Origin of the sequence: Ectothiorhodospira magna (assembly GCF_900110965.1) — a bacterium.
In the GTDB taxonomy this organism is placed as follows: Bacteria; Pseudomonadota; Gammaproteobacteria; order Ectothiorhodospirales; family Ectothiorhodospiraceae; genus Ectothiorhodospira; species Ectothiorhodospira magna.
Map to the genome: position 1 here is coordinate 1 of NZ_FOFO01000010.1, position 19,454 is coordinate 19,454.

Below are 19,454 nucleotides of genomic sequence, written 5' to 3' on the forward strand. Positions count from 1 at the left end.
GTTCAGGGGCAGAAGACACAAAAATAGGGCCGCTTGCGCGGCCCCCGCTGACCTCCCCGCCCGAGTGGGCGAGGGTTCACGCGGGTTTTTGCTGATACGCCATTGCAGGGGCAGCCTATGGCTCTGGCCACAGGCTGCCCCTGCAATGTCACTATGGTGGTTATGGTGGCCGGTTTGCTCAATGACCGGCAGGGTGCAGGCCACCGGGCAGGTAACGCCCCAGACCCAGATGATTGAGCATCTTGACCGCCTGGGTGCCGGCCCGCTGTCCCAGCACCGCATGGATATGGCTTTCCCAGTCCGGCTCAGCGGTATCCAGCAGATTTTTCAGGTACAGGCCCGCTTCGGTTTCCCCTTCCAGATCCAGTCGGCGACTGAAGAACAGGGTGTCCGGGTCCTCGCTGCGGGTGGCCAGACGCCAGAAATCTTCCAGACGGCCCCGGATACGCACATCCCAGTCATTGTCCGCCTTGCAGTCCCAGTGGGTGACACCGCCATTTTTGACCCGGAAACAAATGCTGCCGGCGTGATCGGTGACCGCCAGGCAAATACGCTTGCCTTCCAGTGGCCCCAGTTCATCGGCGGCAGGTTGCCCCTTGAGCATATGGTTCATCAGGGCAGAAAAAACCCGGGTATGGACGGCATCCGGCAGCAGGCGCAGGCCGACGCCCAGGGGCAGCAGGATGGGAGGCTTGGGAAGATGCATGGCGATACCTTGTGACTGTCGCGGTATGACGGATAAATCCTTGATGACCTGAAATTCTAGCCCGTATCGGGGGGGGGCGACCAGTCCTGTGGTGAATGGCCAAACCGTGCGTTCAATGCCTGCAGTCGTGCCACGGTGCCCACATCCTCCCAGATGCCTCGATGATGCTGGCCGCCCACCCGCCCCTGGTGCATCGCGGTGCGCAGCAGGGGCGCCAGGGGAAAGCGGCCAGGCTGGCTGTGGGCAAACAGGGCAGGACGATACCAGCCAATGCCGGCAAAGGTGAGACGGGGTGTACCGTCCGCCTGAATCCGCCCCTGATGTTCATGAAAATCCCCCGTGGGATGATGGGGAGGATTGTCTACCAGGATCAGATGGGCCAGGTCATTGTCAGGCAGGGTGGGCGGGGTCAGGGGGTGGTCTGTCCAGACATCACCATTGATCACAAGAAAAGGGTCCGGGCCGAGCAGGGGCAATGCCTGAAGAATGCCGCCTCCGGTTTCCAGCGCCTCGGTTTCCGGGGAATACCACAGACGTAAGCCCCAGGTACTGCCATCCTTGAGGTGCTGGCGGATTTTCGCCCCCAGATGGGCCAGATTGATGACCACATCCTGATAACCGGCCTGGGCCAGTCGCGCCAGGTGATGCTCGATCAGAGGGCGACCGGCCACCGGTAACAGGGGTTTGGGGGTATGGTCGGTGAGTGGGCGCATGCGTTCACCGCGCCCGGCAGCCAGAATCATGGCGCGCATAAGCCCGAGCCTCCCGACAAGGGTGATGCCCCGGTCAGGGGCTGGGGTTCCCAGGGCTGGTGCACGCCACCCCTGGCCAGGGCCAGGCGATGGACATGGGGCAGGTGTTGGTCATACCAGGCCCGTACTGGTGCCAGGGCAGGATGGGCCAGTTCCTGCTCCAGCAGATGCCAGAGCCGGGGCAGATGGCGCAGGTAGGCGGGTTTGCCATCCCGACGCCAGAGCCGGGTGAAGATGCCGATGATCTTGGTGGTGCGCTGGGCGCCCAGAATCCAGAAACTATCGTCCAGGGCATTGGCATCCAGGCCGGGAAAGGCATCCCGGTAGCGGGCCACCATGGCTTCAGCCACGGCGGGGGTCACGTCACGACGGGCATCCTGCAGCAGGGAAACCAGATCATAGGCCGGGGACCCGATGAGGGCGTCCTGAAAGTCCAGCAGGCCACAGGCGGCGACCCCCTGCCGGCCAGGAAGGACCATCAGGTTATCCACATGGTAGTCCCTCAGTACCAGGGTCTGGGGCAGGGCGCCGGTTTGAGGCAGGATGTCTTGCCAGGCGTCAATAAAGGCCTGACGCACCGGTTCCGGGCAGCATTCCCCCAGGGCTTCGGGCCAGTACCAGTCCAGCAGCAGCATCGCCTCGTTGAGCAGTATGGTGTCACTGTAGGGGGCCACATGGCAGGCATGGTGGTGGCTCCAGTTTCGGTGCAGGGTGATCAGAACATCAGTGGCCAGACGGTAGAGGCCCTGTTCATCGGCCCCATCGGTCAAAGCCCGACTGAAGGTGTGGTCGCCGAAATCTTCCAGCAGCGCGAATCCTTGCGCCGGTTCCAGGGCATGAATACGGGGCGCACTCAGGCCCAATGCCAGCAGGATCTGGCCGATACTGGCAAAGTCGCTGACGGATTCCCGGTCCGGTGGCGCATCCATGATCACCCAGCTGCGGTTATATTCCCAAATGCGGTAATAGCGCCGGAAACTGGCATCGGCAGACAACAGTCGGGGCATTGGGGCATCTTCTCCAAGAAGGCCCTGCAGCCAGGCATGGAGGTCGGCGCGACGTGTGTTGCCGGGAGGAGAGTGGCTTTTCATCATTTTGCGCGAGAAACCCCGTCCTTCAGGGCGGGGAGGGATAGCGCATCGTGCGCAGCACGATTACGCGGCCCTGGTCGCGTCCTCCTGTATCAGTTTGGGTTGAAAGGTATAGCCATAGCCATCAGCTCTTTGTAGCAGGCGGCAATGGCGGTGTGAAATTCCCTGAACCACACCCTCTCGGGTCTGGATATTGAAACTGCCGGTGGCGCAACTGTCCCCTGCGCCGCCGTCGAAAGGCCCGGCGCTGAGTCAAATGTTCACGGATCTGTTGGCCCCGATGCTCGATTTCCATCAGCATCAGTACCTGCTGATGCTCTGGATCAGCATCATCCTCCCGGATCACCGTGACTCCGGTGGTCTTGCTGCCGGGGTCAATCTTGATCTGGATGGGTTGCAGCACAGATTCTTCCACCGTGCGATCCTTGAGCCGGATGGTGAACGGATGCATCCGGTGGACCACGGCCTGGCCCCGCTCCAGCAGCAACCGTGCCCGCTTCTCCGAGCAGGGCATCAGGGGCTTTTTCCTCTTGTCCAGTACCAAAACCGCCATTTCAAACCTCCTAAAATAGAACCCTTACGAGTCCAGTGACGTGGGGCTTGCGCCCCATCTCCCCTTGGGAATGTCTGCAACCGGCTCCCGCTTTCGCGGCGGCTGGAACCTTCGGCGCTTTACTTTTCGCCAGCATGATCCCAGCCTTCCAGAGCGGCGGACTGAGGCAGCATCCGCCGGTGGGTCTTGACGACCTGTTGCAAACGTAGCGGACTTTCACCGCTTTCCCTGGTCAACCCGGCTTGCTCTCACAAGCCCCCGGCTTCAGTCGGGGGTAGTTGACTATGGCATGTCTGTCCGGGGCGTGATTGCGGTGGGTTTCCACAGAACCCTATACTGCAGGGCAGTATCCGATAGATTCAAACGCGCACCCAAGCCGGGTGCGGAAGGTATGTTGTATGCCCCATTCCAACTGGGCCATCTGGCCTGGGAGTCCTTATCCGCTCGGGGCCACCTGGGACGGTGAAGGGGTGAATTTCGCCCTGTTTTCAGAACATGCCGAAAAGGTGGAACTGTGTCTTTTCGATCCCAATGGCCGGCGGGAGCTGGAGCGCATCGAAATGCGCTGGCAGACCGATCAGGTTTTTCACTGCTATCTGCCCGAGGCCCGGCCAGGGTTGCTCTACGGTTATCGGGTCTACGGGCCCTATGCGCCAGAAGCCGGGCATCGGTTCAATCCAAACAAACTGTTGCTGGACCCTTACGCCAAGGCCTTTCATGGTCAGGTGCGCTGGAGTGATGCCCTGTTTGGCTACCGGATTGGGTCCGATCTGGAAGATTTGCAGATCGATCGCCGCGATTCTGCCACCGGTATGCCCAAGTGTCAGGTGATCGACACCGCCTTTACCTGGGGTGATGACCGGTTGCCCCGCACCCCCTGGCATGAAACGGTGATCTATGAACTGCATGTCAAGGGATTTACTGCCCTGCATCCCCATGTGCATACCTCCCTGCGGGGCACCTATGCCGGGTTGGCCACGGCGCCGGTGATTTCCTATCTGCAGCGCCTGGGGGTGACGGCGGTGGAGATCATGCCGGTACACGCCTTTCTGGACGACCGGCATCTGGTGGAAAAGGGGCTTCGCAACTACTGGGGCTACAACTCCATGGGGTTCTTTGCCCCGGACATGCGTTACTGCGCCTCGGGCCATGTCAATGAATTCAAAACCATGGTGAAGACCCTCCATACCGCCGGCATCGAGGTGATTCTGGATGTGGTGTACAACCACACCGCCGAGGGCAGTCACCTGGGACCGACCCTGTCCTTTCGGGGTATCGACAACAGCGCCTATTACCGGCTGGTGCCGGAGGATCGTCGCTATTACATGGATTACACCGGCTGTGGCAATACCCTCAACATGCGCCACCCCAGGGTGTTGCAACTCATCATGGATTCCTTGCGCTACTGGGTGCAGGAAATGCATGTGGACGGCTTTCGCTTCGATCTGGCCTCGGCACTGGCGCGGGAGCTGCACGAAGTGGACCGGCTGGGGGCTTTTTTCGACATCATCCATCAAGATCCGGTGCTGTCTCAGGTCAAGCTGATTGCCGAGCCATGGGACCTGGGAGAGGGTGGGTATCAGGTGGGTAACTTTCCCGTGGGCTGGACCGAATGGAATGGCCGCTATCGGGACAGCGTGCGGGCCTTCTGGAAAGGAGAACATGGCCTGATCGGGGATATGGCCTATCGCCTGACCGGTTCTTCGGACCTTTACGAATCCAGTGGCCGGCGACCCTATGCCAGCATCAACTTTGTCACCTGTCATGATGGCTTCACCCTGGAAGATCTGGTGAGCTACAACCACAAGCATAATGAGGCCAACGGGGAGGACAACCGGGACGGGGAAAATCATAACCTGTCCTGGAACTGCGGTATGGAGGGGGCCACCGAGGACCAGGCGGTGCTGGATCTGCGGGCGCAGCAAAAGCGCAACATGCTGGCCACTCTGTTCCTCTCCCAGGGCATCCCCATGTTACTGGCTGGTGATGAGCGGGGACGGTCTCAACGGGGTAACAACAACGCTTACTGCCAGGATACTCCCCTGTCCTGGCTAGATTGGGAACTGGACGAGCAGAGCCGCGATCTGGTGCCGTTTGCCCAGTATCTGATCCGGCTACGACGCAATCATCCTGCCTTGCGCCGGCGTCATTTCTTTCAGGGACGTCCCATCATGGGGGCAGAAGTGAAAGATCTGGCCTGGTTGCGCCCGGATGGCGAGGAGATGAAGGAAGAGGACTGGCAGCAGGGTTTTGCCCGCAGTCTGGGCATGTTCATCGCCGGTGATCTGTTCGAGGAATATGACGAGCGGGGCCGGCGGGTCAAGGATACGGACATGATCCTGTTGTTCAATGCCGGTCATGAGCCGATTTCCTTCCGCCTGCCGGCCCAGCCCGCCCGCACCCGCTGGGAAGTGCTTCTGGATACGGTGTACCCTCGGGGCACCCGACCGGACCACCGCATGTTCCACAGCCATGAGGTCTATCCCTTGCAGGCCCGGTCTGTGGTGTTGATGCACAACGTCAGTCGCCCGGTGGTCCGTCCCAGTGACAGTGATTGAGGGCCGGATCAGGCCATACTGGCCCGATTTTCCGGTGACTCCCGCCAGGTAGGCGGATGCTTCAGGTGCGGCGTATCGGGAACCTGGACCACTTCGGTATCGATATGACCATTGGCATGGAGTTCCAGGCGCCGGTAAGCCGGGGGCAAGCGGTCGAGCTTGAATTTTTGGGTTCGGGGGGTGAACTGGACACAGGTGGAGGGGGTTCCCATCAAGCGGACCCCGTTGCGGACCTGCTCCACCCGCTGGTGCACATGGCCGAACAAGACGCCGCGCACCTGCGGATGCCGGTCCACCACTTCGAAAAAAGCCTCGGTATTGTGCAGGCTGATGGCATCTATCCAGGGGCTGCCTATAAACACCACCGGATGATGAAGGCTGATCAGGGCGTTGCGGGCCGGGTGGCGGGTCAGCACTTCATCGAGAAAAGCCAGTTCTCCCTCCGCCAGCAGGCCGTGGGGTTGTCCTTCTACCACGCTGCAGAGGTTCACAAACAGCCATTCCCCTCTGGAGACCGCCTTGCGGCAGCTGATGTTGTCCCGGCACAGGACATCTTCCATCATCTGGGGTTCATCGTGATTCCCTGGCAGGCACTGAACGGGCCAGGGCAGGGGATTGAACAGGGCCCGCAGTCGCCGATAGGCGGTCGGGGCCGGTGTATGGACCAGGTCTCCGGTCACCAGCATCAGGTCTGGTGTCTTTTCCCGACGCCGGATCCGGTCCAGTACCTGACGGAGGCTATGGTCCGTATTGAGGCCGGAATCCATGATGTCTCCGGGCTGTTCGCACAGGTGCAAGTCGGTAATCTGAACGATACGCTGTGGTCTGGCAAAGGGTCCATTCAGGCTCATCAAAAAACTCCTTGACCCAAACGGGTTCCATCGGTGCTCAGGTAGTTTGATACATATACGACAGCTTGGTTTCAGAGTATAACTGAACTGTTTGACGCTGCCTTGACAGATTGCATGGAATTCTTCGTTTTGGAGACAAAAGAGCATGTCCAATCGCACCACGGAGCTGGATCATCGCCTGCAGGTCTATCTGTGGTCTGTTTCTCTGCGGGAGCCGCCCTTGTACCGGCGGTTGCGGGAGGAAACAGCCCATTTACCCGAACATCAGTGCCAGATTGCTCCGGAACAAGGTCAGTTTCTGGCGTTGCTGGTTGAGTTGACCGGTGCCCGGCGGGTTCTGGAAATCGGCAGTTTTACCGGTTACAGCGCCCTGTGGCTGGCGGGGGCATTGCCGGAAGAGGGGCGCCTGTTATGTTGCGATATCAACCCCGCCTGGACTGCCATTGCCCAGCGTTACTGGGACGAGGCAGGACTGGGGGATCGCATTGAACTGCGTCTGGCCCCTGCCCTGGATACCCTGGATAGCCTGTTGGCGGATGGGGCCTGTGGCACTTTCGATCTGGCCTTCATTGATGCGGATAAACTGAACTACGCCCATTATTACCGCCGTTGTCTGCGACTGATGCGCCCTGGAGGGCTGATTTGTCTGGACAACACCCTGTGGGCTGGACGGGTGGCAGACCCTGACGACCACGAGCCGGACACCGAGGCCATCCGTGCTTTCAATGCCCTGATTCACGAAGATCCGGCGGTCACCCTGAGTCTGGTGCCCATCGGTGATGGACTCACCCTGGCCAGAAAACGCTGAAGTCTTTTCCCCCGTCGGGAAATGGGGGATATACTGGATCACTTGACCATTTCCGGTCTTGTCGGCAGCGAGGATCCGTGATGAACGTCGATCTGCCCGAGGGGTACCGCCCCGGTGAGGACGAACCCTACATGTCTCCTCGACATCTGGCCTATTTTCGTCGTCAGTTGCTGCAGTGGCGCGATGCGTTGCTGGAGGAGTCGGAACAGACCATCCGTAACCTGCGGGAGGAGCAGTGGCGGGAGCCGGATCCCAACGACCGGGCCAGCCGCGAAAGCGATGCCAGTCTGGAACTGCGCACCCGGGACCGTTATCGCAAGCTGCTCGGCAAGATCGATGCCGCCCTGCGGCGCATCGATGACGGCAGCTACGGCTATTGCGATGAAACCGGCGAGCCCATCGGCCTGCGTCGTCTGGAGGCCCGTCCCATTGCCACCCTGTGCATCGAGGCTCAGGAGCGGCATGAACGGGACGAGCGCTTCTCCTGATCAGCCCGGTTTGCGTCGGGCCGCCGGCAGCGGCTTGATGAAGATCTTGGAATTGCGCTGGTAGTTGTACATTTGGCGGCGACTGATGGGCAGGTCTTCAAGATTGCCCGCTTCAAACCCCCGTTCCCGGAACCAGTGGGCCGTGCGTGTGGTGAGTACAAACAGGCGGCTGATGCCCATGGCCCTGGCCTGGGCTTCTAGGTATTCTGCCAATGTTTCGGCACGCCCGGCCCCCCGGTAGTCGGTATGGACCGCCACACAGGCCAACTCTCCCACCTGCTCCTCCACGAACGGATACAGGGCCGCACAGGCCAGAATCATGCCGTCCTGTTCAATGACGGCAAACCGTTCGATTTCCAGTTCCAGTTGTTCCCTGGAGCGTCGCACCAGAATGCCCTGGGCCTCCAGGGGCTGAATCAGTTCCAGGATGCCGCCCACGTCCTCAATCCGGGCGGGCCGTAGCCGCTCGTAACGCTCGCCGGTGACCAGGGTGCCGGCCCCTTCCCGGGTATACAGTTCCATCAGCAGGGCGCCGTCCTGACGCCGGTCCACGATATGTACCCTGGCCACGCCCTGACGACAAGCTGTGATGGCGCTGCGCAGATGCAGCGCCAATTCTTCGGGGATCGGACGTTGCCCCTGCAGTTGGGCCTGGGCCTGATCCGCCGTCAAATGGGTGATGGGAATGTGTTCTTCATCCCGCAGTTCCTCGGGATCACTGAAAAAAATCAGCTTGTCTGCCTTGAGGGCAATGGCAGCAGCCACCGCCACGTCCTCGGCACTCAGGTTGAAGATTTCTCCCGTGGGGGAATAGCCCATGGGCGGCAACAGGACCATTTCACCGGACTGCAGGTGGCGCCGCAGGCCCTCCGTATCCACCCGGCGTACCTCGCCGGTGTGTTGGTAGTCCACCCCGTCCCGTACCCCCAGGGGGCGGGCGGTGACGAAATTGCCGGAGGAAACCCGGACCCGGACCCCGGACATGGGGGTATTGGCCAGCCCCATGGACAGCAGGGCCTCGATCTCCACCCGCAGGGAACCGGCCGCCTCCTTCACCGCCCGCAGGGCCTGTTCATCGGTGATCCGCAGGCCGTTGACGTAGCGGATTTCTGCACCTTTGTCCCGCAGGCGTTCCTCGATCTGAGGGCGGGCGCCGTGGACCAGCACCAGCCGGACCCCCAGGGTCTGCAGGATGGCGATGTCATGGAGCAGGGTGGCAAATCCCGGCTGCAGCGCCGCCTCGCCGCCGAAGGCGATCACGAAGGTGCGATCCCGATGGGCGTTGATATAGGGGGCGGCGTCGCGGAACCAGGCGACATGGGGGGCGATGGGGGTGTGTTTCAATACCTTGGCGTCCTGAAAAAGCCCATGGGAAAGGGCCATATCCTAATGGAAGCCCCTTTGGCCCGACATCCCCGGCGGCGGCGAAACCGGTTTGGTCCTGTGTTTTGCGCTCAACGGGTGTAGAATTCCTGCTGTCCCTCCCTGCCTGTTTTGGCATCCTTCCGCCCTGGTCCGCCTCCCGTGATCCGCCCCGCCCGGCTTTCCGATATCTCCGCTCTGCTGGCGATCGAGCAACGTTGCTTTGCCAGTGACCGGCTCTCCCGCCGCCAGTTTCGCTACCTGCTGACCAAGGGCAAGGCCCATACCTTGGTGTTTGACGAAGGCGAGGGGGTTTTGGGATATGTGCTGCTGCTGTTCAGTCGCGGCACGTCCATGGCCCGCCTGTATTCCATTGCCGTGGATGACGCGGCTCGGGGACGGCGCGTTGGCCGGCAACTGGTGGAGATCGCCGAGGCCCAGGCCCGGGAACGGGACTGCGCCTATCTGCGCCTGGAGATCCGCAAGGACAATCAGGCCTCCATCCGTCTGTTCGAGTCCCTGGGGTATCGTCGTTTCGGCGAGTACGGGGATTATTACGAAGACCACATGGATGCTTGGCGCTATGAAAAATCCCTGGCGCCTCATCTGCGGCCGGACATGGTGCGGGTGCCTTTCTACGAACAGACCCTGGATTTTACCTGCGGGCCATCCTCCCTGATGATGGCCATGAAGGCGCTGGATGGGGCCATGACCATGGATCGGCGTCTGGAGTTGCGTCTGTGGCGGGAGGCCACCACCATTTTCATGACCTCGGGACACGGCGGCTGTGGTCCGTTCGGACTGGCGCTTTCCGCCGCCCATCGCGGTTTTGGCGTGGAGCTGACCCTGAGTGATGAGCGCATGCCCCTGCTGGACTCCGTGCGCAGCGAGGAAAAGAAGGCGGTCATGCGACTGGTGCAGGAGGACATGCTGGATGAATTGCGGGAACTGGGGGTGCCCCTCCGCTACGGCACCCTGAGCGCGGCGGACCTGCGTGCCCGTTTCGAGGCCGGCGGCATTCCGGTGGTGCTGATCAGTTCCTACCAGATCTACGGCGAGAAGTTTCCCCACTGGGTGGTGGTGACCGGGTTTGATGATCACTTCATCTATGTGCACGATCCCTTCGTGGATGACGACAACGGTGAAACCCCCACGGATTCCATCAACATGCCCATCCTGCAGCGGGATTTCGAGCGCATGGCCCGCTACGGCAAGGCCGGGCTCAAGGCCGTGCTGGTGGTCTATCCTCGTTCCTGAGCCTCCCCCTCACTCATAAGGAGAACATCATTCATGTCGGATCACGTCCTGCTCATCGAGCAGCCGGGGGACTGGAAGCCCCATTTCCCCGAATACCCCGTGGTGGTGGCCGAGGACTACCTCACCAATCCCAGGTATTCCAGTCATACCCGTTTACGGGTCATCAACCTGTGCCGCAGCCACCGCTACCTGAGCGAGGGGTATTACTGCTCCCTGCTGGCGGAGGCCCGCCAGCACAAGGTGGTGCCCACGGTGCGCACCCTGCAGGATCTGTCCAGGAAATCCATCTACAGCCTGGATACCGAGGACATCGACCGCAAGGTGGCCCGGGTGCTGGGTCGCAAGCGCGTCGGCCTGCAGCCCACCGCTTTTGAGATGACGGTCTTCTTCGGCCAATGTGCGCCCAAGGAAATGCACGAGATCGGCCAGCAGTTGTTCTCCATTTTTCGGGCGCCCCTGTTCAAGGTGGAATTTAAACTGGTGGGCCAGTGGCGCATCGATGCCATCAAGCCCCTGGCCCTCAACAGTCTGACCCCGGAGCAGGAAACGGCCTTTTTCGAGGCCCTGGACAATTACCTCAAGCGCCCCTGGCGCAAGCCCAGGGGGCCGCGCAACTTCAAGTACGATCTGGCCATCCTGCAGAACCCGGACGAGGACCTGCCGCCGTCGAACCGGGCGGCCCTGAACCAGTTCGTTCGCCAGGGCAAGGCCCTGGGTCTGGAGGTGGATCTGATCGACCGCAAGGATTTCGGTCGGCTGGCCGAGTACGACGCCCTGTTCATCCGCGAGACCACCCGGATCGACCATTACACCTACCGTTTCGCCCGCAAGGCGGACGGCGAGGGGATGGTGGTGATTGATGATCCGGATTCCATCCTCAAGTGCACCAACAAGGTCTACCTGGCGGAACTGCTGGCGGGACAGAAGGTGCCCACGCCCAGGACCCTGATCCTGCGCAAGGAAAATATCCTGGCGGCCGAGGAGGTGATCGGTTATCCGGTGGTGCTGAAGATTCCCGACGGGTCCTTTTCCCGTGGGGTGTTCAAGGCGGAGGACCGGGCGGAGCTGGAAGAGATCAGCAAGCGCCTGTTCAAGGAGTCGGATCTGATCCTGGCCCAGGAATTCGTTTACACGGAATTTGACTGGCGGGTGGGGATACTGAACAAGCAGCCCCTGTATGTGTGCCAGTACCTGATGTCCAAGAAACACTGGCAGATCGTCAACCACCAGGCCAAGGGCAGCCTGCGTCAGGGGGGCTTTCGTACCCTGCCGGTGGATCAGGCGCCTCCCGTGGTGCTGAAGACGGCCCTCAAGGCCGCCAACCTGATTGGTGACGGCCTGTACGGGGTGGATCTCAAGCAGACCGACCGGGGTGTCATGGTGATCGAGGTGAACGATAACCCCAGTCTGGATGCGGGGGTGGAAGATGAGGTACTCAAGGAGGGGTTGTATCAGGCCATTATGAAGGACTTGGTGCGACGTCTGGACCTGATGCGGCGGCGGTGATGTGCCTTGCCCTCAGTGGCCCGGCAGTCCTTGTACCTGATCACCGGACTGAATCCCGCGATCCTCGAACCATCCCTGCTGCATTTCCAGGGCATAGCGGGTCGGGCCGGCGGCATGGTGCAGGGTGCGACTGTGGGGCTGCATCCGGGCGATGTTCAGTATTCGCCCTTGCTCGTCGATGAAGGCAACCGACAGGGGCAGGGGCGTGTTGAGCATCCACATGGCCACCGGCTCGGGCTGTTCCCAGACGAAGAGCATGCCGTGGTCCGGAGGCAGGGACTCCCGGAACATGAGTCCCTGGGCGCGCAGGGGCGCGGTGTCGGCCACTTCGGCAGTCAGGGGATGGTCACCGATGTGCAGGGAAATGACGGCCAGGTCGGCTGCCGCCCCGTGCCTGTCCTGGGCCTGGGGGGGCAGGCAGGCGGTGACCAGCAGTAGCGACAGCAGCGTCAGGAATCGTTGGGATGTGTTCATTGACCGACCATAACTATTCTCAGTGGACGGTGTAAACTGTGCGGTCTTGGCAGCACTTCGGAGTTTACCATGCCCCAGTACAGATCCCGCACCTCCACCCATGGCCGCAACATGGCTGGCGCCCGCGCCCTGTGGCGTGCCACCGGCATGAAGGACGGCGACTTCGGCAAGCCCATCATCGCCATTGCCAACTCGTTCACCCAGTTCGTCCCCGGTCATGTGCATCTCAAGGACCTGGGGCAACTGGTGGCCCGCGAGATCGAGAAGGCCGGCGGCGTGGCCAAGGAATTCAACACCATCGCCGTGGACGACGGCATCGCCATGGGCCACGGCGGCATGCTCTATTCCCTGCCGTCCCGGGAGCTGATTGCCGACGCGGTGGAGTACATGGTCAATGCCCATTGCGCCGATGCCCTGGTATGCATCTCCAATTGCGACAAGATCACCCCCGGTATGCTCAATGCCGCCATGCGGCTGAACATCCCGGTGGTCTTCGTCTCCGGCGGCCCCATGGAGGCGGGCAAGGTGACCCGGGGCGATAAGGTCATCAGTCTGGACCTGGTGGATGCCATGGTGGCCGCCGCCAACCCCCAGGAGAGCGACGACACCGTGATGGAGTACGAGCGCTCCGCCTGCCCCACCTGCGGTTCCTGTTCCGGCATGTTCACCGCCAATTCCATGAACTGCCTCACCGAGGCCCTGGGCCTGTCCCTGCCCGGCAACGGCTCCCTGCTGGCGACCCATGCCGGGCGCCGGGAGCTGTTCCTGGAGGCGGGGCGCCTGGTGGTGGATCTGGCCCGGCGTTACTACGAGCAGGACGATGCTTCCGTGTTGCCCCGGGCCATCGCCAGCCGCGAGGCTTTCGAGAATGCCATGAGCCTGGACATCGCCATGGGGGGCTCCACCAACACCGTGCTGCACCTGCTGGCGGCGGCCCGGGAAGGGGAGGTGGATTTCACCATGGCGGACATCGACCGCCTCTCCCGCAAGGTGCCCAACATCTGCAAGGTGGCCCCGGCCACCCAGCAGTATCACATGGAGGACGTGCACCGGGCTGGCGGCGTGCTGGCCATCCTGGGGGAACTGGATCAAGTGGGGTTGCTGCATCGGAACGTGGCCACCGTCCACAGTCCCACCCTGGCCGATGCCCTGGCACGCTGGGATGTGGCCCGCAGCGATGCCGCCGAGGCTCATGAGCGTTTCCTGGCCGCCCCCGGCGGTGTGCCCACCCAGGAGGCATTTTCCCAGTCCCGGCGCTGGGACACCCTGGATCTGGACCGGATCGGTGGGTGCATTCGTTCGGTGGCCCACGCCTATTCCCAGGATGGCGGGCTGGCGGTGCTCTACGGCAATCTGGCCCCGGAGGGCTGTATCGTCAAGACCGCCGGCGTGGACGAGAGCATTCTGAAGTTCTCCGGCCCTGCCCGGGTGTTCGAAAGTCAGGACGATGCCGTGGCGGCGATCCTGGGGGATCAGGTGAAGGCGGGGGATGTGGTGATCATCCGTTATGAAGGCCCCCGCGGCGGGCCGGGGATGCAGGAGATGCTCTATCCCACCAGTTACCTGAAATCCAAGGGGCTGGGCAAGGTCTGTGCCCTGGTGACGGATGGCCGTTTTTCCGGCGGTACCTCGGGTCTGTCCATCGGGCACGTGTCACCGGAAGCCGCGGAGGGCGGCAACATCGGTCTGGTGGAGGAGGGGGATGTCATCGAGATTGACATCCCGGCGCGGGTGATTCGCATTGCCGTGGAGGATGGGGAACTGGAGCGTCGGCGGGCTGCCATGGAGCAGCGGGGCGAGCGGGCCTGGCAGCCGGTGGATCGGCAGCGGGTGGTGAGTCAGGCCCTCAGGGCCTATGCCCTGATGGCCACTTCCGCGGCCCAGGGGGCGGTGCGGGATATTTCCCAGTTGCAGGTGAAGCGGTAGGTTGTTTGGCGTTCCCCTCACCCCAACCCCTCTCCCGCAAGGGGAGAGGGGCTTTCCCTGCATCCTTCCCTGGGGGCTTGATTTGCCCATGGCGAGGCCCTCCCTTCTCCCCCTGGGAGAAGGGCTGGGGATGAAGGGGCATCACCTCGGCTAAAGGGTGATGGTCTCCCCGTACTCCGGTACCCGGGCATCAATGCCGTGCGTCTTGCGCAGCAACTCGGCCAGGGCATCCCGGGCCTGGGGCTCTCCGTGAACCATGTAGAACACCGGTTTGCCCTTGAACCCCTTGGCCCAGCCCACCAGCTGACTCTGCCCGGCATGGGCGGAAAAACCGCCCAGGGTATGTATCCGGGCCTTGACCGCCACTTCGCTGCCCAGCAGCTTGACCCGCTCAACCCCATCCACCAGCAGTCGGCCCAGGCTGCCCTTGGCCTGGAAGCCCACAATCACCACATGGTTCTGCTTGCGCCACAGGTTGTACTTGAGATGGTGGCGGATGCGCCCACCGGTGCACATGCCGGCGCCGGCGATGATGATGGCCCCGGACTTGATCCGGTTGATGGCCATGGATTCATCCACACGGCGGGTGAACTGCAAAATGGGCAGGGCATGGTCCAGGTCACTGCCTGCGGCCTGACTGAGGGCTTTGATGTCTCCGCCATTGAGCTGGTTGCGCCGACGGCCATAGAGTTCCGTCACCTGAATGCCCATGGGGCTGTCCAGAAATATCTTCTGCTGGGGCAGGCGTCCTTGATGGTACAGCATGCTCAGGTGATAGAGCATTTCCTGGGTACGGCCCACGGCAAAGGCAGGGATCAGCACATTGCCGCCATCCCGGTTCGCCTGTTCCAGAATGTTTGCCAGTTCTTCCACCGTATCCGCCAGGGGACGATGGTCACGGTCACCGTAGGTGCTCTCCATCAGCACCACATCGGCATGTTTCATCGAGGCCGGTTTGTACATGAGCACCGAATCCGGGTTGCCCAGATCGCCGGAAAACACCAGATGCCGGGTGCGACCCCCGTCCTCTATCATCAGTTCGACGATGGCCGAACCCAGGATATGACCGGCGTCATGGTAGATCAGGCGCAGGTCGGGGGCGATGGTGGTGGGGGCGCCATAGAGCAAGGGCTGACACAGGGCCAGGGTGGCCTCCACATCATCCTGGGTGTACACCGGTTCGATCAGGGGCTTGCCGGCCCGTTCCCGCCACTTGTTTTCCCATTCGATGTCCTTGGCCATCACATGGGCTGCATCCTTGAGCATGATCTCCAGAAGTTCCAACGTGGCCACGGTGCAGTAGACAGGCCCCTGAAACCCGTCACGGACCAGCTTGGGCAGTAGCCCGGCATGGTCCAGGTGACCGTGGGAAAGCACCACGGCGTCGATCTTTTTTGCCAGCTCCGCCAGGGAGCGCCGGTTGGCCCGGTCGGCGTCGGCGCCTCCCTGCTGAATCCCGCATTCCAGCAACAGCTGGGTGTGGGCGGTGCGTAGCAGGTAGCAGGAGCCGGTCACTTCGCCGGCAGCGCCCATAAAAGTCATTTCGGCCATGTTGGGTGTCCTGTGTCCAGTGTGGAGGATGATGTCCTGTTCAGCGTTCCCGCCGATAGATCAGATCCATGCTTTGGGCATCGGCGGCGGACCGGGTTTCCAGGCTCAGAGTACGGGAAAGCTGGTAATTGAGCATGACCGTGGTGCTGCGCTCGAACAGGCCCACCGCATAGCGCAGATAAAGTCGCGGTGAAAGATAGCGCCCCATCATCAGGGCAGCCCCTTCCAGTTCCGTGCCGGTATCCACCGTAAATTCATCCAGTCCCAGCTGCCGGCCAATCCGGTCGGTGATGAATCCACCCTGCTCGATGCCGTACATGGCTATGGCGGAGAGAATGGCATTGGCATCCGTTTCTCCCCGGGCGCCGGACAGAGGACGACCGGTGACCAGAAAGGAGAGGGCATCACTGTCTTCCATCGGTGGATCGGAGAACACTCTGGAGCGGGGGGCATCCAGGGTGCCGGCGATTTCCAGACCCACCACCACGTCATGGGCGGGCACCTGGCGCAAGGCCCGCAGATTCAGCCCCGGATTGTCCGGTGGTCCCTGAAACAGGATAACACCCCGTTCCACCGTCAAATCCTGGCCGTAAGCCTTGTAGCGTCCCTCGATGACCCGGATATCACCCACCAGGCGAGTGGACATGCCCGGCGTCTCCTGCACCATCACGTTGCCCCCGAGCCGGGCATTGAGGCCAAAGCCGCTGATGCGTACCTGATCCCCCAGAATGAGCCTGATCCGGGCAATCACCTGCAGGGGCAGGGGAGCCTCCCCGTGATCGCTGTCGATGATGATTTCGTCCCTGGAGACTGATATCGCCTGTTGGGGCAGCTCCACCAGGGTGATGCTGGCCTCGGGCACGGTAATATCACCGGTGACAATGAGCCGCTCTCCCAACACCGTCAGTTGCAGGTCCGGGCTGATCATCAAGGTCACGTCAGGCCGCCGGGCTGCCTGAAAACGGTCACCCCGGAGGGTGAGGGTGACCGGATAGCCCCGGTCTGCATCCATGATCACCTGACCGTTGAGCGCCAGCCGGCCAGGTCCGGAACGTACCGTGCCGTCGAATTGCAGACGTTCGCTGCCCTGATGGGTGAGGGTCAGGGCCATCTCATCCAGAGTGATGCCCAGGTCCGGCACCTCCAGACGGGCCTCCGTCAGGGCAATCTCTCCCTCCATCCGGGGTTGGGCCAGGGTGCCGCCAAGGATCAGGTCAGCACCGATCCGGCCCGATGTATGCCGGATCTGGGGAACCAGCATGTCCAGCCAGCCCAGTTCGGTCAGATCCGCCCTGGCTCTGCCCGCCAGGGTGAGTGCGCCATCGGCGTCGGGACTGAGTGCCACCCTGGCATCGAGGGTGCCCGCTTCCAGAAAACCCAATTGCAGGGTTGCTGCCAGATCCTGATGGTCAATGCGGACATCGGCCCGGGCCTGATGATAGGGCACTGTCTGCTCATCCCCATCCTGTCCCAGGATACGCAGATGACCATCACTGGGCAGCACTTGAGCCTCCAGGCGCAGATGCTCATCCAGGCGCAGTTCAGCCTGGGCATCCAGATGCCCCTCCAGTTGCAGGTTCGGAGGCAGCAGGGGAGACAGGCTCGCCAGAGCCAGATCCGACAGGGTCAGTTGACCCCGACCCCCCGCCTGCTCAGACCAACTGCCCTCCAGACACAGCCGGGCGGGTGCCTGCAATAGGCACAGACGCCCCATTTCGGCCCTGTCCGGGGCCGCTTGCAGGGTGACCGGGGTCGCCAGTTGCCAGAGACCTGCCAGAGGTTGATCCAGATTCATACGGGTAAGCTGGCCGCGCCATGCGGGCGGGTCGGTTGCTGTCAGACCACCTGCCAGGGACAGGCCCAACTGCCCCTGATCGGCGTCCAGATCCAGATGAATCCGATGCCCGTCACCCCGCCCTTCTCCAGTCAGGGTCAGCCGGGTCAGGTCCAGGGTGTCTTCCAGGGTCAGGGCAGCAATGGTGAGGTTGAGTGTCAGGGGACTTTGGGGGGACAGGCCGGCCTGCAGATCCAGGTCCACCTGGCCCAGACTCAGATCCCCATAACCGAGGGTTTTACCACGGGCGGTGGCGGTGATCTGAGGGCTGTCCAGTGGCCCCTGAATCCGGCCCTGGGCCTGTAACTGCCCCCTAAGTCCTGGCCAGAGATCCGGCAGATCTGGCGCCCGCAGGTCCAGGGCCACATCCAGATGATCGGTGACCTCACCTCGCATATTCAGATGATTATTGCCCACGGCCAGTTGCAGATCGGGAGAGGTCAGCCGCTGACCACGGACGTTCACCTGTCCCTGGCCATGAACGGGAAATCCGCGCAAGTCCCCCGACAGCGCCTGCAGATCCACCTGGGTCACCAGCCCCAGCGCTTCATCCAGGCGTCCCTGGCTGCTCAGGGCCAGCTGTAGATGACCGGGTAGATCGGCCATGAAATGGCCGGGTGCCAGGTGGCGTCCCGTCAGTTCCACTGCCCAGTGAATGCCCTCATGCCAGCTGATCCGGCCATTCAAGTCCAGATCCCCCGCTTCGCTGCGGATGGCAAGGGGGGCCGGATACAGGGCCTGGGTATCTCCTTGAGCCACCAGGCTCAGGGCCAGAGCCGGCCATTCATCCAGGGTGATCCCGGTATCCAGATTAAGCCTGTAGCTATCGGGCTGCCCCTGGGTGATCAATCGACCCTCTGCCACGGACAGACGCTGATCCTGGCCCAGGGGGATGGTGAAGGCCTGCCAGTGATGGGTCAGGTCCAGGGTCAGGTGGGTCACAGGATCGCGGATATCCCCTGTGGTCACCAGATTCAAGGGGGCAAGTATCTGATGGCGAAGTGTCAGCCGGGTCAGATCCCCCTGGGTGACGAGTTGCCCTTGGGCCTGATCGGCATCGGGCAGGAAGTCATTGGCCGCTGCGGGCAGCGGAAGATGCCAGTCCAATCCCAGCGCCATGGAATAGGGCAGGGTCAATGCGATATGACCTGCAGCCAGGAGGTTGGCATGGGGGCTGTCCAGGGTCAGGCGACGGATCAAGGCCCGCTCCTGATTCAGGTGCAGGGACAGATACAGGCTGTCCACTGCCAGGGGTTCGGCGCTTGGGTCGGTGCGAAACCGGATCTGCCGAATATGTCCGTCGGGCAGGTTCACCACCACCGGCATGGGGATCGAGTCGGGCAGGCTGAAAGGCCCGTCGGCGGGCGGGGCATCCGGGTCCGGGGTGAGGGTCAGGTCCAGCTCCGCTGCCTGCAGGGTGAGGACTTCCACCCGCAATCCGGTCAGCGGCAGCAGGGCCACCCGGGCCTCCAGGTGGGCCAACTCGGCGGTGAGGGCGTCGTGACGATAGCGGACATCCCGGGCGGTCAGGCCCTTGAGCAGATTGCCCTCCAGATGCCCGATGTTCAGTTCTCCGGGGATGAAGCCGCCACCGACCTGTACCAGTAGCCGGGCGCCGGAACCGGTGCCCACCAGAAAGGTGAGCAGGGTGAACAGCAGCAAAACCATCAACAACAGTGCAGCAAGAAGACGACGGATCACCATAATGGGCAAAAAGCCCCCGGCTTGAGCAGTGGG

At 62.2% G+C, this 19,454-nt stretch carries 15 protein-coding genes; 6 read left to right on the forward strand and 9 right to left on the reverse strand.

Annotated elements, in window-relative coordinates; translation table 11 throughout:
* Positions 1-178 precede the first annotated feature (178 nt).
* The 4 genes from ubiT to BMX62_RS05325 form a co-directional block, all read right to left on the reverse strand.
* Positions 179-706, reverse strand: a complete 528-nt coding sequence (gene ubiT, locus BMX62_RS05310; protein WP_090205450.1) for a ubiquinone anaerobic biosynthesis accessory factor UbiT — start codon at positions 704-706, stop codon at positions 179-181.
* A 56-nt stretch (positions 707-762) separates the two neighbouring features.
* Entirely contained in the window at positions 763-1,458 is a 696-nt protein-coding gene (murU, locus tag BMX62_RS05315) for an N-acetylmuramate alpha-1-phosphate uridylyltransferase MurU (protein ID WP_090205453.1), read from the reverse strand.
* A complete protein-coding gene (locus BMX62_RS05320; protein ID WP_420795807.1) occupies positions 1,446-2,549 on the reverse strand; it encodes an aminoglycoside phosphotransferase family protein in 1,104 nt (367 codons plus the stop codon). Before BMX62_RS05320 ends, murU begins: the two co-directional genes overlap by 13 nt.
* A 124-nt stretch (positions 2,550-2,673) precedes the next feature.
* The gene (locus BMX62_RS05325; protein WP_090205459.1) at positions 2,674-3,102 is read right to left on the reverse strand and encodes an RRXRR domain-containing protein; all 429 of its coding nucleotides are present in this window, start codon (positions 3,100-3,102) and stop codon (positions 2,674-2,676) included.
* A gap of 398 nt (positions 3,103-3,500) precedes the next feature.
* On the opposite strand from BMX62_RS05325, the gene glgX reads away from it, so the two are divergent.
* On the forward strand, positions 3,501-5,660 hold the full coding sequence (gene glgX, locus BMX62_RS05330; protein ID WP_090205461.1) for a glycogen debranching protein GlgX: 2,160 nt from the start codon (positions 3,501-3,503) through the stop codon (positions 5,658-5,660).
* An 8-nt stretch (positions 5,661-5,668) separates the two neighbouring features.
* Here the strand turns inward: glgX and cpdA are convergent, their stop codons facing one another.
* Positions 5,669-6,511 carry a 3',5'-cyclic-AMP phosphodiesterase gene (cpdA, locus tag BMX62_RS05335; RefSeq protein WP_090205464.1) on the reverse strand — a complete coding sequence of 281 codons (843 nt, stop codon included), beginning with the start codon at positions 6,509-6,511 and terminating at the stop codon, positions 5,669-5,671.
* Positions 6,512-6,656: 145 nt separating this feature from the next.
* On the opposite strand from cpdA, the gene BMX62_RS05340 reads away from it, so the two are divergent.
* On the forward strand, positions 6,657-7,319 hold the full coding sequence (locus BMX62_RS05340; protein ID WP_090205468.1) for an O-methyltransferase: 663 nt from the start codon (positions 6,657-6,659) through the stop codon (positions 7,317-7,319).
* An 80-nt stretch (positions 7,320-7,399) separates the two neighbouring features.
* On the forward strand, positions 7,400-7,807 hold the full coding sequence (dksA, locus tag BMX62_RS05345) for an RNA polymerase-binding protein DksA (protein WP_090205471.1): 408 nt from the start codon (positions 7,400-7,402) through the stop codon (positions 7,805-7,807).
* Here dksA and argA read toward each other — a convergent pair whose 3' ends face one another.
* Positions 7,808-9,190, reverse strand: coding sequence for an amino-acid N-acetyltransferase (argA, locus tag BMX62_RS05350; RefSeq protein WP_238375870.1), 1,383 nt, complete (start codon positions 9,188-9,190; stop codon positions 7,808-7,810).
* Positions 9,191-9,331: 141 nt separating this feature from the next.
* On the opposite strand from argA, the gene BMX62_RS05355 reads away from it, so the two are divergent.
* Together BMX62_RS05355 and BMX62_RS05360 are read left to right on the forward strand one after the other, a co-directional pair.
* Complete coding sequence (locus BMX62_RS05355; protein WP_090205474.1) at positions 9,332-10,426, forward strand: GNAT family N-acetyltransferase/peptidase C39 family protein; 1,095 nt, start codon at positions 9,332-9,334, stop codon at positions 10,424-10,426.
* 33 nt (positions 10,427-10,459) lie between these two features.
* The gene (locus tag BMX62_RS05360) at positions 10,460-11,932 is read left to right on the forward strand and encodes a RimK family protein (protein ID WP_090205477.1); all 1,473 of its coding nucleotides are present in this window, start codon (positions 10,460-10,462) and stop codon (positions 11,930-11,932) included.
* 12 nt (positions 11,933-11,944) lie between these two features.
* Here the strand turns inward: BMX62_RS05360 and BMX62_RS05365 are convergent, their stop codons facing one another.
* The gene (locus BMX62_RS05365; RefSeq protein ID WP_090205480.1) at positions 11,945-12,406 is read right to left on the reverse strand and encodes a DUF192 domain-containing protein; all 462 of its coding nucleotides are present in this window, start codon (positions 12,404-12,406) and stop codon (positions 11,945-11,947) included.
* 69 nt (positions 12,407-12,475) lie between these two features.
* Between BMX62_RS05365 and ilvD the strand changes: the two genes are divergently transcribed.
* A complete protein-coding gene (ilvD, locus tag BMX62_RS05370; protein ID WP_090205484.1) occupies positions 12,476-14,332 on the forward strand; it encodes a dihydroxy-acid dehydratase in 1,857 nt (618 codons plus the stop codon).
* Positions 14,333-14,482: 150 nt separating this feature from the next.
* On the opposite strand, the gene BMX62_RS05375 is transcribed toward ilvD, so the two are convergent.
* Both BMX62_RS05375 and BMX62_RS05380 read right to left on the reverse strand, forming a co-directional pair.
* Positions 14,483-15,883, reverse strand: a complete 1,401-nt coding sequence (locus tag BMX62_RS05375) for an MBL fold metallo-hydrolase RNA specificity domain-containing protein (RefSeq protein ID WP_090205488.1) — start codon at positions 15,881-15,883, stop codon at positions 14,483-14,485.
* 40 nt (positions 15,884-15,923) lie between these two features.
* The gene (locus BMX62_RS05380; RefSeq protein ID WP_090205491.1) at positions 15,924-19,421 is read right to left on the reverse strand and encodes a translocation/assembly module TamB domain-containing protein; all 3,498 of its coding nucleotides are present in this window, start codon (positions 19,419-19,421) and stop codon (positions 15,924-15,926) included.
* Positions 19,422-19,454 lie beyond the last annotated feature (33 nt).

Bases quoted from the DNA above. Each gene is read 5' to 3' on its own strand.
- ubiT (WP_090205450.1), bottom strand. From the start codon at position 706: ATGCATCTTCCCAAGCCTCCCATCCTGCTGCCCCTGGGCGTCGGCCTG.
- murU (WP_090205453.1), bottom strand. From the start codon at position 1,458: ATGCGCGCCATGATTCTGGCTGCCGGGCGCGGTGAACGCATGCGCCCA.
- BMX62_RS05320 (WP_420795807.1), bottom strand. From the start codon at position 2,549: ATGAAAAGCCACTCTCCTCCCGGCAACACACGTCGCGCCGACCTCCAT.
- BMX62_RS05325 (WP_090205459.1), bottom strand. From the start codon at position 3,102: ATGGCGGTTTTGGTACTGGACAAGAGGAAAAAGCCCCTGATGCCCTGC.
- glgX (WP_090205461.1), top strand. From the start codon at position 3,501: ATGCCCCATTCCAACTGGGCCATCTGGCCTGGGAGTCCTTATCCGCTC.
- cpdA (WP_090205464.1), bottom strand. From the start codon at position 6,511: ATGAGCCTGAATGGACCCTTTGCCAGACCACAGCGTATCGTTCAGATT.
- BMX62_RS05340 (WP_090205468.1), top strand. From the start codon at position 6,657: ATGTCCAATCGCACCACGGAGCTGGATCATCGCCTGCAGGTCTATCTG.
- dksA (WP_090205471.1), top strand. From the start codon at position 7,400: ATGAACGTCGATCTGCCCGAGGGGTACCGCCCCGGTGAGGACGAACCC.
- argA (WP_238375870.1), bottom strand. From the start codon at position 9,190: ATGGCCCTTTCCCATGGGCTTTTTCAGGACGCCAAGGTATTGAAACAC.
- BMX62_RS05360 (WP_090205477.1), top strand. From the start codon at position 10,460: ATGTCGGATCACGTCCTGCTCATCGAGCAGCCGGGGGACTGGAAGCCC.
- BMX62_RS05365 (WP_090205480.1), bottom strand. From the start codon at position 12,406: ATGAACACATCCCAACGATTCCTGACGCTGCTGTCGCTACTGCTGGTC.
- ilvD (WP_090205484.1), top strand. From the start codon at position 12,476: ATGCCCCAGTACAGATCCCGCACCTCCACCCATGGCCGCAACATGGCT.
- BMX62_RS05375 (WP_090205488.1), bottom strand. From the start codon at position 15,883: ATGGCCGAAATGACTTTTATGGGCGCTGCCGGCGAAGTGACCGGCTCC.
- BMX62_RS05380 (WP_090205491.1), bottom strand. From the start codon at position 19,421: ATGGTGATCCGTCGTCTTCTTGCTGCACTGTTGTTGATGGTTTTGCTG.